Origin of the sequence: Ectothiorhodospira lacustris, assembly GCF_022227785.1 — a bacterium.
In the GTDB taxonomy this organism is placed as follows: domain Bacteria; phylum Pseudomonadota; class Gammaproteobacteria; order Ectothiorhodospirales; family Ectothiorhodospiraceae; genus Ectothiorhodospira; species Ectothiorhodospira lacustris.
Genome location: NZ_JAJNQM010000023.1, coordinates 1 through 14,091 on the forward strand (window position 1 = coordinate 1; position 14,091 = coordinate 14,091).

The following is a 14,091-nucleotide window of genomic DNA, read 5'->3' on the forward strand; positions in this document are numbered from 1 at the left end:
CCGCCAGTTCACGCACCAGGTCATCGACTTCCGCCATCAGCCGATGGTGATCAAACCCGACCCGATACCATTCCAGCAGGGTGAATTCCGGATTGTGAAAGCGCCCGGCCTCGCCGGCGCGAAAGACCCGGGCGATCTGATAGATGTCCCCCGCCCCCGCGGCCAGCAGTCGCTTCATGGGAAACTCGGGCGAGGTATGCAGCCAGACACACCCCTCGGGCAGAGTCACGGCCAGACTCTCGATGGCAGGGTCCGTGGCCCCCGCCCGGGACAGGCAGGGGGTTTCCACTTCCAGTACCCCCCGCGCATGGAAGAAATCACGGATCGATCGCAGCAGATCCGCCCGGCGACGCAGCATCGCCGGGGAGGCGGAGGGAGACCAGTTCACGCGCGGGAGGCGTAGTCGCCGGTCCGGGTATCCACGCGGATCACATCACCTTCGTTCACGAACAGGGGCACCTTCACCACTGCGCCGGTCTCCAGGGTGGCCGGCTTGGTGCCGCCGGTGGCGGTGTCGCCACGGATGCCCGGATCACACTGGGTGATCTTCAGTTCCACGAAATTAGGCGGACTGACCGACAAAGGCACGTTGTTCCACAGGGTCACGGTACACATATCCTGCTCCTTGAGCCACTTCATGGCATCGATGACCGCGGCCTCATTGGCGGCATACTGCTCGAAACTCTCGGGCATCATGAAGTGCCAGAACTCACCATCGGCGTAGAGATACTGCATGTCCGTATCCATGACGTCGGCGGCCTCCACCGAGTCACCGGACTTGAAGGTCTTGTCCAGTACGCGACCGGTCTTGAGGTTGCGCATCCTCACGCGGTTGAAGGCCTGTCCCTTGCCGGGCTTGACGAACTCGTTCTCCACGATGGCATAGGGATCGCCATCCAGCAGAATCTTGAGCCCGCTCTTGAATTCATTGGTACTGTACATTGCCATAACGATGCATCTCCGGATCGAGCCAGGGCTCGAAGGGGTTTCCAACAGGGACAATCCCGAGTGGGCGGGGAATCTGGCAAAGAGATGGCCAAAACCGGCACAATGGGACGGCCTGCCACGATTCACCCTGAAAAATCCGCCTATGATAACGCGATTAAATGTCCACCGTCAGTCGGCGGATTGGCAACGCGCCCTCGCCCAGGCCGTGACCGATCCGGAAGAGCTGCTCAAGCGCCTGGGGCTGGACCCGGCCCTGCTGCCCGCTGCCAGGGAGGCCTCGAAACAGTTCCGGGTACGGGTGCCCCTGGGTTACCTGGGGCGCATGACCCCGGGGGACCCCAACGACCCCCTGTTGCGGCAGGTCCTGCCTCTGGGCGAGGAATGTCTCGAAGTCCCGGACTTTCACTGCGACCCGGTGGGTGACCTGGAATCGATGCCGATCCCGGGACTGTTGCACAAGTATCACGGCCGGGTGCTGCTGGTGACCTCCGGCACCTGCGCCATCCATTGTCGCTACTGCTTCCGTCGGCATTTTCCCTATCGGGACGCCTCGGCCATCCGGGAAGCCTGGCCGCGCATCCTGCTCTACCTGCGCACCCATCAAGAAGTTCGGGAGGTGATCCTGAGCGGTGGCGACCCGCTGACCTTGAGCGATGACAAGCTGGCGGCGATGATTTCGGACCTGGCCGGCATCCCTCACCTGCGGACTCTGCGCCTGCATAGTCGGCTGCCCGTGGTGGTGCCGGAACGAATCGACGACACCCTGCTGGGCTGGCTGACCGGCACTCGCCTGCGCCCGGTCATGGTCATCCATGCCAACCATGCCCGGGAACTGGACGGCACCACGCGCGCCGCCATGGAACGCCTTGAACTGGCCGGGGTGCGCCTGTTTAATCAGACCGTTCTGCTGCGGGGGGTCAACGATGATCCGGACGTCCTGGCTACACTCAGTCACGCCCTGTTCGACAGCGGTGTACAACCCTATTATCTGCATACGCTGGACCCGGTCCAGGGTGCTGCGCATTTCGCCGTTTCCGAGACACATGCCCTGGCCATCATGGACCATCTGACCCAGCAGCTTCCCGGCTACCTGATCCCGCGTCTGGTTCAGGACATCCCGGGACGGGACAGCAAGACACCACTGGTACGCTCATTCCCTACCATTGGTAATTCCGTGCTTTGAAAACTGGAAGAACAGGGGCTACAGGCGTTAAAATAGTGAACTACGTCACAAAAAACCAGTCTCAAGGCCGAGACATAGGCCCCTATTCAAGAGTCAAGTGAGATGCTGGTCGGAACCCCCATGGTGCAATTTCAAGGCGATGACGCCCTACCCTTACAACCAAGGAAGGTCAAACGCTGGCTGAAGGCACTGCCCCTGGCCAACATGGGGGAGACGACACGCAGGCTGCTGCAAGCGATCCGGGAACTGAACGGCCAGGCGCTGCCGGCGGCCGATCGTCTCGAGATCATGGAGCTGATCCGCCCTTCCCTGCTCATGGCCCAGGATCACCTGGGGCGCCACTTCATCAGCCGCTCCCTCCCGCTGCCCCCTCGGAGTCTGCAGATTGCCCATATCGCGGGAGAGTTGCTGGCGGAAACCAGTGCCGGCTATCTGCGGATACTCAGAGATATCCGGGGCATGGAAAAGACGGGGCTCTCCAACAAACAGCTGACGACGGCCATCTACCAGGGCCTGCGCATGCTGGGGACCCAGCAGAGACATGCTTCGCGTTTGTACCTGCCTGCACCGCCGGGGACCTGGCAAGCCATGCACGAACTGTTGGCCCAGGCGGAAGACTATGGTCTTCTCCACCAGGTGACCGCGGATGAACAAACAAGGCAGCGCACCCCCGCCCACGCCTACCTGCAAATTGCGCTGCTGGCCCTGGCCGCCCCCCTGACCCTGCGCCAGGGGGAATCCGATCGGCTCTACCACTACCTTGAGGAACATGGTGTGCTGTGCCGTATCGGACCGGACGCCCTGCCCGATAGTGTCGGCATGCTCTACCGGATCGATCTGTCCAGCGACCGGGGACCGGAGTACATCACTCAGGATGAAATGGACGGGGCGGAAAAAAACCGATTCCTGCAGATCGCACCCTTGATTCGTCAACTGCGTGACATGGCTCGCGGGGGTGATAACCAGGCACTGGATAATGACCTGATCCACAGAACCCTGGTTTCCTGGACCAATACGGCACGACGCCGCTTCAACCGTGCAGGCAGGGCCGGTCGGATCGATGTAGCGACCGGCCTGACCGGGATCCATCGTTGTATCACCCGAAAAATCAATGCCCACCCAGGCAACGAACCTGCAAACACGGTTTACGACAACCTGTCCCTACAACAGATCGATAACAACCTGCACTCCCTGGATATGGGCATCACGGTGCAGTATCTGGCGGACATGCCCAAGGATCTGGGGTCTTCCGCCTGGGACAGCATTGCCAAGGGCAACCTGATAACCGGCAACACCTTTGCAGATGCAGACACCGATTCCATGCAGCCGGATCATAGCTCTCTCCCACAACCGTGGTCTCTGGTGGACAGCAGTGCCGGTGGCTTCCGCCTGCGTTGGGAAAAGCCTCAGGCCGGGCGAGTCCAGGTGGGAGAGATCATCGGCCTGCGCAACCATGACGGCGCCTGTGTAAGCTGGCTGCTGGGCATCGTGCGCTGGATGATGCTTCACCCGGAAACCGGCCTTGAAATCGGCGTCCAGATTCTGGCCCCCCGCAGCCTGCCGATCACGATCAGGCGCGCCAAGCGCCGACTGGCCCACGGGCAGCCGTTGGAGGGTCTCATGTCGCCGACCATCCAAATACTGCAACAGGCCACCAGCCTGTTCTGTCCTGCCGGTGTTTTCCAGGTGGGTGACGAACTGGCCGTGAATCTGGCTGGTCGGACCCTGCCTGTGAGACTCACCCGCAAACTGGAGTACTCCAGCCGCTTCGAGCAATTCACCTATGAACCGGTAAAAAACCTGCCCGTAGAACCCAAAGGCGTCGATCAGGCCTCGAAAACCGAGTTGGTCTGGTCCAGCATCTAGCTTTTGCCTGCCCCTCCCCCGAGCACATCGGGGGCTGGCCTGATTGCACCGCTGATTGGCGGTATCGGGTTGCTTGTCTATATAATCGTGGCAAGTGATCTCCGCCGGTGACCAGCCCGGCCCAATCCCCCCGCACTCAGGCCAGGCACCGAATGGACAACCTTCTACGCCTACTGATCATTGACGACGACCTCAACGACGCCGAGATGATGGTGAGCACGCTCAAGTCCGCCGGCCTGGCCGTCAGACCTGAGCGCGCTGAAGACGAAGAAGACCTGCTGACCAAACTGAAGCACCACACCCCGGATGTCATCATCTGCGCCCTCGGGCACCCTTCCCTTTCCCTCGACAAAGTCATTCAGAGCAGCCGCCAGATGGGGCGACATGCTCCCGTGGTCGCCGTTGCCACCAGTTCCGACACCGACATTGTGGAGTGTCTGGAATTGGGTGCGCATGACATGGTCCGGAAAAATCATATGGACCATCTACGACTGGTGATCACGCGGGCACTGGCCTTTCAGCAGCAGTGGCGCTCCCTGAAAGTCCTTGAGTCCTCCCTGAGGGAGACGGAGCGTCGCTGCAAGATGCTCCTGGACAATGCCCGAGATGCCATTGCCTACGTTCACGAAGGCATGCACCTTTACGCCAATCCCGCCTACCTGGAACTGTTCGGTTTCGCCGACATCGAGGAGATCGAAGGCATCCCCATCATGGACATGGTGGTGCGTGAGGAGCAACAGAAACTGAAGGAATGCCTGCGTCAGTATGACGACACCCAGAATGCGGACGCGCATCCCGACTCCCCCCCACAGCCCCAGGAATTGCAGCTCAAGCGCATTTCAGGGGAAAATTTTTCTGCGCCAATGGAATTCAGCAGCGCCATCATTGATGGCGAGCCCTGCATCCAGATACTCATCCGATCCAACGCCGGCGGCAACACGCTGGAACTGGAAAAGAAACTCAACTACCTGTCGCAACGGGACCTGATCACCGGCCTGTACAATCGGCAATATTTCCTGGAGTGCGTACAACAGGCCCTGGGGCAGGCCACCCAGAGCAAAGCCAATGCCACGCTGATCGAACTGACGGTAGACCAGTTCAGCGGTATCCGGGAACTGGTCGGTGTTGCCGGTGCGGACCTGGTGCTGAGCGACTTGGGCAAGCTGCTGGAAGAGGCCTGCGGTCAATCCGACATCGTTGCGCGGCTGGAAGGACAGGCCTACGGCATTCTCTGTCAGCACTGGGAAATGCAGGAGATCCTGCAATTCACCCGTGACCTGCTGAGCCGGATCTCAGAACACATCTGCGAGGTGGAAGGGCGGTCCATCAGTTTCACCGCCTCCATCGGGGCCGCGCAGGTCGACGAGAATGCGCCCGATATCGACGAACTGCTGTCCCGGTCACACAAGGCCTGCGAGGAAGCGGCCACATCGGGCGGCAACCGGACAGTCATCTACCAACCCAAAGAGGGGGAGATGACCCAGAAGCAACTGGATGAAACCTGGTCCAGGCGCATCACCGAGGCCATGGACAGCAACCGGCTGGTCCTGCTGTTCCAGCCCATCATCAGTCTCCATGGAGAGGCCGGCGAACGTTACGAAGTCTTCATGCGCCTCCTCAACAAAGGGGGGGAGGCCATCAGCCCCAGCCAATTCATGCCCAGCGCGGAACGCACGGACCTGGCACGGCAACTGGATCAATGGGTCATCGGCCAGGCACTCAGTACCCTGGCGGCACGACGCAAGGCAGGGTATGACACGGTGTTTTTCATCAAGATCACCGGCGGCACCCTCCATGACCCAGGCATGGTCCCCTGGATTGCCGACCGGCTCAAGGAGCACCGCATCCCGGCCGAGTGCGCGGTGTTCCAGATCAAGGTGGCCACCGTCGTTGCCCACCTCAAGCAGGCGCGGGAACTGGTAAAGTCGCTCAAGAGCATTCACTGTCAGTTCGTCCTGGACGACTTCGGCGTCGGACTCAATCCCTTCCAGATACTGCAGCACATCCCGGTGGATTACCTGAAGGTGGATGGTTCTTATACCCGCAACCTGGCGAAGAGCATTGAGGACCAGGAAGTGCTCAAACATCTTACGGATACGGCCCATAGCCAGGGCAAGATGATCATTGCCCAACAGGTGGAAGAGGCCGCCACACTCTCCATACTTTGGGGGCTGGGCGTGAACTTCATTCAGGGGAATTTCCTGCAGGCCCCCTCCGGCGCCCTGGAATACGATTTCTCATCCATGGGCTGACCCTCCCTCCTCCCCTGAGGGGAGAAGGGAGGACAGCGAAGGTCAGCGGCCGCCGGCCTTGAGGGCCATGATGCGCTCTTCCAGCGGCGGGTGGGTCATGAACAGTTTCTTGATCCCCTGCCCCATGCCGCCACGGATGCCGAAGGCCTGCATCTGGTCGGGCATCTGGCTGGGCTGCCCCTGAGCGGCACGCAGACGCTCCAGGGCTGCGATCATCTTCTCCCGGCCGGCCAACTTGGCACCGCCCTCGTCGGCACGGAATTCCCGCTGACGGGAGAACCACATGACGATGATGGAAGCCAGAATGGCCAGGATGATTTCCGCCACGATGGTGGTCACCCAGAAGGCCGGGCCATGGCCTTCCTCGTTCTTGAACACCACCCGATCCACCAGGTGACCGATGACGCGGGCCAGGAAGATCACGAAGGTGTTGATCACCCCCTGAATCAGGGCCAGGGTGACCATGTCGCCGTTGGCCACGTGGGCCACTTCGTGCCCCAGTACGGCCTCCACCTCATCCCGGTTCATGTTGTGCATGAGCCCGGTACTCACGGCCACCAGGGCATTGTTCCTGCTCATGCCGGTGGCGAAGGCGTTGGGGTCCGGGGAGTCGAAGATGCCCACTTCCGGCATGCCGATACCAGCCTGCTGGGCCTGGCGGCGTACGGTTTCCACCAGCCACTGCTCGGTTTCGCTGCGGGGCTGTTCGATGACCTGCACGTTCATGGTCTTCTTGGCCATCCACTTGGAAATGGCCAGGGAGATGAAAGAGCCCCCGAAGCCGAAGACGGCGGCGAAGACCAGCAGGTTGCTGAGGTTCAGGTTGGTCCCTGATTCATCCAGGATGCGCTCCACTCCCAGAATCCGCAGGGTGATGCTTAACACCACGATGATGGCCAGGTTAGTGGCCAGGAACAGGGCGATGCGCTTCATGCTGTCTCCATGATCTGAAGGTTGGGGGTTGTCAATCAAAGGTCCGGCGTATTAGATGGGGTTTGGCGTGAAAAATTCAAGCACAAAAAAGCTGCAGCCGTAGTCGGCCCGCCCCCACGTGGGGGCGGGCCTTGGCCGCGAAAGCCGAGTCCTTTCCTCCTGAACCTGATCTACGGGGTGACGGCGTTGAGGGCATCCACCTTCTGGAATCCCCGGGGCAACTTCTTGCCCCGGCGGCCCCGCTCACCCAGATACTCTTCCAGTTCGGCGCCCTTCACCGCCTTGAACTTCTTGCCGGCCACCACATTGAGCACTTCGCCCTCCGCCAACAGGACCGGCTCCACCATCCATTCCTCCCGGGCCTTGAGGCGGGCCGAGGGGATATTGATGATCTTGTTGCCCTTGCCCCGGGCCATCCTGGGCAGGTCCGACAAGGCCGTGACCAGCAGATAGCCATCGGTGGTGGCCGCCGCCAAACGCTGACGCTCCGGATCCCGGATCCGGACCGGCGGCAACACGTTGGCCCCCTCCGGCACCGTCAGCACCACCTTGCCCGCCCGGTTGCGGGAGATCATGTCGTCCAGGGTGCAGATGAAGCCGTAGCCATGATCGGTAGCCAACAGATAGAGATCGTCCGATGCCCCCATCATCACCCCGACAAAGCGGGCACCGTCCGGCGGCGACAGCCGCCCCGACAGGGGCTCCCCCTGCCCCCGTGCCGACGGCAGGGTATGGGCGGCCAGGGCATAGGTACGCCCGGTGGAATCGATGAATACCGCCTGCTGATTGCTGCGCCCCAGGGCGGCGGACAGGAAACCATCACCAGACTTGTAGCTGAGTCCGGCGGCGTCCACTTCATGACCCTTGGCGGCACGCGCCCACCCCATGCGGGAAAGTGCCACGGTCAGGGGTTCCGAGGGGATCAGGGCCGACTCATCCAGGGCCTGGGCGGCGGCCCGCTGCACGATGGGGGAGCGGCGATCATCACCGAACTTCTCCGCGTCGGCGGCAATCTCGTCACGCACCAGGTTTCTGAGCAATTCGCTGGAATCCAGGATGGCCTTCAGCTGTTCCCGTTCCCGGGACAGCTCATCCTGTTCACCGCGGATCTTCATCTCTTCCAGCTTGGCCAGATGGCGCAGCTTGAGTTCCAAAATGGCTTCGGCCTGGGTATCGGTGAGTCCGAAGCGTTCCATCAGCACCGGCTTGGGCGCGTCATGCTCACGGATAATGCGGATCACCTCATCGATGTTCAGGTAAGCGATCAGCAAACCTTCCAGGATGTGCAGCCGTTTTTCCACCTTGTCCAGGCGCCACTGCAGACGGCGGCGCACGGTCTCGGTGCGAAAGATCAGCCACTCGGTCAGGAGCTGGACCAGGTTCTTCACCTGAGGCCGGCCGTCCAGGCCGATGACATTCAGGTTCACCCGGTAGCTGCGCTCCAGGTCCGTGGTGGCGAACAGGTGAGCCATGAGGCCCGGGATATCCACCCGGTTGGAACGAGGGGTGATGACCAGGCGGGTGGGATGCTCGTGGTCCGACTCATCCCGCAGGTCCTCCACCATGGGCAACTTCTTGGCGTTCATCTGGGCGGCGATCTGCTCCAGCACCTTGGCCCCGGAGACCTGGTGGGGTAGTGCCGTGATGATGATGTCGCCATTTTCCCGTTCATGACGGGCCCGCATGCGCAGGCTGCCGTGACCGGTGCGATACAGCGCCGCCAATTCATGACGGGGGGTGATGATCTCCGCCTCGGTAGGAAAGTCCGGCCCCTGGATATGCCGACACAGTTCCTCCAGCGAGGCCTCCGGATGCGCCAGCAGGTGGATGCAGGCGGCGGCCACTTCCCTGAGGTTATGGGGCGGGATGTCCGTGGCCATGCCGACGGCAATGCCGGTGCCGCCGTTGAGCAGCACATTGGGCAGACGGGCGGGCAGGACCTTGGGCTCTTCCAGGGTACCGTCGAAGTTGGGCGCCCAGTCGGCGGTCCCCTGCCCCAGTTCCGACAGCAACAGCTGGGCATAGGCGGACAGCCGGGCCTCGGTATAGCGCATGGCCGCGAAGGACTTGGGATCATCCGGCGAGCCCCAGTTACCCTGGCCGTCCACAAAGGGATAGCGAGAGGAGAAGGGCTGCGCCAGCAGCACCATGGCCTCGTAGCAGGCGGAATCACCATGAGGATGGAACTTGCCCAGCACGTCCCCCACGGTACGGGCGGATTTCTTGTGCTTGGAGACAGCGGACAGGCCCAGCTCGCTCATGGCATAGATGATGCGCCGCTGCACGGGCTTGAGCCCGTCCCCCACATGGGGCAGAGCCCGGTCCAGGATGACGTACATGGAATAGTCCAGGTACGCCTTTTCCGTAAAGGTCTTGAGCGGCAGGCGTTCGACGCCTTCCAGATTCAGGTCGTAATTGCTCATGAATGTCCGTCGATTGCGGGCAAGGGATCAGGACCATCAGTCCTCTTCGGACTTGATATCCTGAAAATACAGCCAGCCCATGGGAATCATCAGCAGGTAGCCTCCCACGGTGAGCACCCAGGCGTAGCCCGGGAAGCGCCAAGCCGGCGGATAGACGCCACCCAGGCCGGCAGTGGCCAGCTCCAGGATGCCGGCCATGGCCATGATGATGCCCGCAAAACTGAGCAGGATCAGCGCCAGGCGCTTTCCGAATCCGATGGGTGTTGCCATTTCAAGCTCCTGTTGTGTGTGAATCTCACGCTGAAGCAGTGCTGGGGATCGCATTTTCGCGGGCGGGCCGCTCCCACAGTGTCATGGGATGCCATGAACCCTTCAGATCACCTCGGCCAGGTGGCCTTTGCTTTCCAGCCAGCTCTTGCGATCCCCCGCCCGCTTCTTGGCCAGCAGCATATCCAGCAGGGCATCGGTCCCGTCCCCGTCATCCAGGGTGAGTTGGACCAGACGCCGGGTATCCGGGGCCATGGTGGTTTCCCGCAGCTGCAGCGGATTCATCTCCCCCAGCCCCTTGAATCGGGTCACCGCTACCTTGCCCTTCTTCTTCTCCGCCGCAATGCGCTGCAGGACTCCCTGCTTCTCTTCCTCGTCCAGGGCGTAGAAGATCTCCTTGCCCACATCGATCCGGAACAGGGGCGGCATGGCCACGTATACCCGCCCCTGGGCCACCAGCGGGCGGAAATGACGCAGGAACAGGGCACACAGCAGGGTGGCGATGTGGGCACCATCGGAGTCCGCGTCCGCCAGGATGCAGACCTTGCCGTAACGCAGATCCTTCAGGTCCGCGGAACCGGGATTTACGCCGATGGCCACGCTGATGTCATGGATCTCCTGGGAGCCCAGGACCTGATCCGGATCCACCTCCCAGGCGTTGAGGATCTTGCCCCGCAGGGGCATGATGGCCTGGAACTCACGGTCCCGGGCCTGCTTGGCGCTGCCGCCGGCAGAATCCCCTTCCACCAGGAACAGTTCGGTCCGTGCCAGATCCTGGGCCGCGCAATCGGCCAGCTTGCCGGGCAAGGTCGGCCCCTGGGTCACCTTCTTGCGCACCACCTTCTTGCCCGCTCGCAGCCGGCGCTGGGCCGATGAGATGGCCAGTTCGGCGATGCGCTCGCCCGCCGCCGGATGCTGGTTCAGCCACAGGCTGAAGCTGTCCTTGACCACCCCGGAGACGAACGGGGCCGCCTCCCGGGCGGACAGGCGCTCCTTGGTCTGACCGGCGAACTGGGGGTCGAGCATCTTGAAGGACAGGATGTAGGACACCCCGTCCCAGACATCTTCCGGGGCCAGCTTGACGCCCCGGGGAATCAGGTTGCGAAACTCGCAGAATTCCCGCACCGCATCGGTCAGACCGGTGCGCAGGCCATTTACATGGGTACCGCCCTGGGCAGTGGGAATCAGGTTCACATAGCTCTCGGCCACGCCCTCGCCACCCTCCGGCAGCCAGACCACGGCCCAGTCCACGGCGTCCGTCTCGCCGGAGATGCTGCCCATGAAGGGCTCTTCCGGAAAGATCTCCGCCCCTTGCAGGGCTTCCATGAGGTAGTCCTTGAGACCTGCCTCGTAACACCAGTCGCAACGCTCACCGGTGACCTCGTCGTAGAAGGACATGGCCAGACCCGGACAGAGCACCGCCTTGGCCCGCAGCACATGCTTGAGCCGGAGCACGGAGAATTTCGGACTGTCGAAATACTGGGGGTTGGGCCAGAAGCGCAGCATGGTGCCGGTATTGCGGCGCCCCACCTCGCCCACCACCTTCAGGTCGCTGACCTTGTGGCCGTCGGCAAAGGCCATGTGATGTTCCTTGCCGTCGCGACGAATCCAGACCTCCAACTTCTGGGACAGGGCATTGACCACGGAGACCCCCACCCCGTGGAGACCACCGGAAAACTTGTAGCTCTTGTTGGAGAACTTGCCGCCCGCGTGCAGGGTGCCCAGGATCACTTCGACCCCCGGGCGCTTTTCCTTGGGGTGCAGGTCCACGGGCATGCCGCGGCCGTCATCGGTGACCGAAAGGGAACCGTCGCCGTGGAGGACCACGTCGATGCGTCCGGCGTGACCCGCCAGGGCCTCGTCCACGGAATTGTCGATCACCTCCTGGGCCATGTGATTGGGCCGAGTGGTGTCGGTATACATGCCCGGGCGCTTGCGCACCGGGTCCAGTCCGGAGAGGACTTCGATATCGGAGGCGGTATAGGAACTGGCGCTCATGCGCAATGACATCCGGCTACAAAGGCGCGCCTAATGTATGAAACATCAGGACAAGTTACAAGCATGCAGGGCTGGGAAACGCCTCCTTTGCCGTCACTCCCGCGACGGTGGAAGTCCAAAATTTTCAGTCCGCAACTGGATTCCCGCTTGCGCGGGAATGACGGAATTAGGGGAAGGCATCTCATTTCCAGCAGGCTGGATTCCCGCTTGCGCGGGAATGACTTATTGAGAACATCCTTGAAAGAGAACGGCGGTAGCCCCAACAATGTAAAGAGAAACACCGAGCAACTTCCCCGTCACTCCCGCGAAGGCGGGGTCCGGAATTTCCGGTCTGTGACTGGATTCCCGCTTGCGCGGGAGTGACTTGCTCGGAACATCCAAAGGGTCACACCCTACAACCACAGGATCTTTCTGCCCATGAGCCTCTCTCCCTTCATCGTCGATGTCACGGAAGCCGACTTCCAGTCAGTGGTGATCGAGGGCTCCCATGAGCACCTGGTGCTGGTGGACTTCTGGGCCGACTGGTGCCAGCCCTGCAAGATGCTACTACCCCTGCTCTCGGCCTTGGCCGAGGAGTATGGCGGCAAGTTCGTGCTGGCCAAGGTGAACAGCGACCGGGAACAGGGACTGGCCGTGGAGCACGGGGTGCGCAGCATCCCCACGGTGATCTTCTACCAGGATGGACGACCGGTGGATCAGTTCATGGGCATGCAGCCTGAATCGAGCATCCGCGCCCAACTGGAGAAATACCTGCCCGGCCCCGAGGCGCAAGGGCGTCAGGCGGCGCAAGCCGCGCTGGCTGCGGGTGATGCGGCGCAGGCAGTGTCGCTGCTGGAAGCGGTGCTGGAAGATCACCCTGACCGGCAGGCCCTGAAGATCGACTTGGCCAAGGCCCTGATTCAAGCCGGACGGGCGGATGAGGCGGAAATAGCCATCAAGACCCTGCCCATGGACCTGTATGAACAGGCCTCGGTGCGACTACTGGAAGCACAGCTCCATTTTGCGCGGGCGGTCGGGAAGCCGGACGCGCTGCCGGTGCTGAAGAAGAGACTGGAGTCCGAGCCGGACGACCCGGAAGCCCTGCATCGTCTGGGCTGTGCACTGATCCTTGAGGGGGAACATCAGACCGGGCTGGACAAGCTGATCCAGCTCATGCGCCAGCATCGCAGGTATGGGGATGATGCCGGTCACAAGGCCCTGCTGGCGGCATTCGAGCTTTTAGGGGCCAGACACCCGCTGGTGAATGAGTATCGGCGCAAGATGATGGCGCTGATGTACTGAATGTTCTCATCCCCGCCCCTTCTCCCCCCGGTGGGGAGAAGGGTACGAGGTTCCATGCGATGATCAGCGCTGCACCGACTTCACGTGCCGGATCATCTCCATGATGTCCCCGGCCGGACGATAGCCGGGGATCAGGTCGCCACTTTCCAGCAGGATGGCCGGCGTGCCGTTGATGCCCATCATCTGCCCCGTGATGACGTGCTCTCTGACCGGGGTCTCGCAGTTCTTCTCATCGATGTTCTTGCCGTCCTTGACCCGATCCATGGCCCCGGCCCGGTCATCGGCACACCAGATGCCCACCATCTTGCGGAAGGTGGGGCTACCCTCGCCGGAGCGGGGGAACATCACGTAACGCACCTTCACGCCCTGCTCGTTCAATGCCGGCACTTCTTCATGCAGGCGACGGCAATAAGGACAGTCCACGTCGGTGAACACGGTGATGACATGCTCTGTCCGCCCCTTGGGGGCATAGACCACCATGCCGGACTCATCCATCCCGGTCAGCATGTCGCGTCGCCCCACTGAACGGGCCTCGGATGTCAGGCTGCGACGGGTATCCAGTTCCACCAGTTCACCATCCAGCACATATTGGCCATCCGCACTGATATAGAACAGCTGAGCCCCATATCTCACCTCGTAGAGTCCCTTCACCGGCGTTTCCTGAATACTGCTGGGCTCGGCGTTGGGCACCAGCAGGGACACCCGCTCCTGGAGCTGTCGCAGAGTCTGGGCGTCCGCACCAGCCACGGCCGGCACCACCAGCAGGATAACGAGGACAAGAGAAAGACCGTATCTATACATGTAGGTGACTCTTTGGTGATGTTTGGCTGTCGCTGCAAATCACAGCGGTGTCAGGGTATGACAAGGCAAGGCGTCATTCGATCCCCTGACAGGGTATGAGATTCATCAAAAGGGGGCCATGGTAGCGGGAACCGGCAGC

11 protein-coding genes are annotated in these 14,091 nt (G+C 61.8%); 4 read left to right on the forward strand and 7 right to left on the reverse strand.

The features are described 5' to 3' along the window. Both LQ952_RS06315 and efp read right to left on the reverse strand, forming a co-directional pair. Positions 1-358, reverse strand: a 358-nt coding sequence (locus tag LQ952_RS06315) for an amino acid--tRNA ligase-related protein (RefSeq protein ID WP_283949379.1), incomplete at its 3' end; no start/stop codon positions are given. A gap of 26 nt (positions 359-384) precedes the next feature. Beyond that, on the reverse strand, positions 385-948 hold the full coding sequence (gene efp / locus LQ952_RS06320; RefSeq protein WP_238621811.1) for an elongation factor P: 564 nt from the start codon (positions 946-948) through the stop codon (positions 385-387). A gap of 142 nt (positions 949-1,090) precedes the next feature. On the opposite strand from efp, the gene epmB reads away from it, so the two are divergent. From epmB to LQ952_RS06335, 3 genes are all read left to right on the forward strand, one after another. After that, entirely contained in the window at positions 1,091-2,131 is a 1,041-nt protein-coding gene (gene epmB / locus LQ952_RS06325) for an EF-P beta-lysylation protein EpmB (RefSeq protein WP_238621812.1), read from the forward strand. Between the two features lie 120 nt (positions 2,132-2,251). Further along, positions 2,252-3,997 carry a hypothetical protein gene (locus LQ952_RS06330; RefSeq protein ID WP_238621813.1) on the forward strand — a complete coding sequence of 582 codons (1,746 nt, stop codon included), beginning with the start codon at positions 2,252-2,254 and terminating at the stop codon, positions 3,995-3,997. 152 nt (positions 3,998-4,149) lie between these two features. Next, positions 4,150-6,249, forward strand: coding sequence for an EAL domain-containing response regulator (locus tag LQ952_RS06335; RefSeq protein WP_238621814.1), 2,100 nt, complete (start codon positions 4,150-4,152; stop codon positions 6,247-6,249). 42 nt (positions 6,250-6,291) lie between these two features. On the opposite strand, the gene htpX is transcribed toward LQ952_RS06335, so the two are convergent. From htpX to parE, 4 genes are all read right to left on the reverse strand, one after another. Further along, the gene (gene htpX / locus LQ952_RS06340) at positions 6,292-7,182 is read right to left on the reverse strand and encodes a protease HtpX (protein WP_238621815.1); all 891 of its coding nucleotides are present in this window, start codon (positions 7,180-7,182) and stop codon (positions 6,292-6,294) included. A 170-nt stretch (positions 7,183-7,352) separates the two neighbouring features. Further along, positions 7,353-9,605: a DNA topoisomerase IV subunit A gene (gene parC / locus LQ952_RS06345; RefSeq protein ID WP_238621816.1), complete on the reverse strand. Its 2,253-nt coding sequence runs from the start codon at positions 9,603-9,605 to the stop codon at positions 7,353-7,355. Positions 9,606-9,641: 36 nt separating this feature from the next. Next, positions 9,642-9,875: a hypothetical protein gene (locus LQ952_RS06350; RefSeq protein ID WP_238621817.1), complete on the reverse strand. Its 234-nt coding sequence runs from the start codon at positions 9,873-9,875 to the stop codon at positions 9,642-9,644. 102 nt (positions 9,876-9,977) lie between these two features. After that, a complete protein-coding gene (gene parE, locus LQ952_RS06355; protein ID WP_238621818.1) occupies positions 9,978-11,870 on the reverse strand; it encodes a DNA topoisomerase IV subunit B in 1,893 nt (630 codons plus the stop codon). A gap of 417 nt (positions 11,871-12,287) precedes the next feature. Here parE and trxA point away from each other — a divergent pair, with 417 nt between their 5' ends. Next, positions 12,288-13,151: a thioredoxin gene (gene trxA, locus LQ952_RS06360; protein WP_238621819.1), complete on the forward strand. Its 864-nt coding sequence runs from the start codon at positions 12,288-12,290 to the stop codon at positions 13,149-13,151. Positions 13,152-13,214: 63 nt separating this feature from the next. On the opposite strand, the gene LQ952_RS06365 is transcribed toward trxA, so the two are convergent. Then, positions 13,215-13,952 (reverse strand): DsbC family protein, encoded by a 738-nt coding sequence (locus LQ952_RS06365; RefSeq protein ID WP_238621820.1) that lies wholly within the window; start codon positions 13,950-13,952, stop codon positions 13,215-13,217. Between the last annotated feature and the right edge of the window lie 139 nt (positions 13,953-14,091).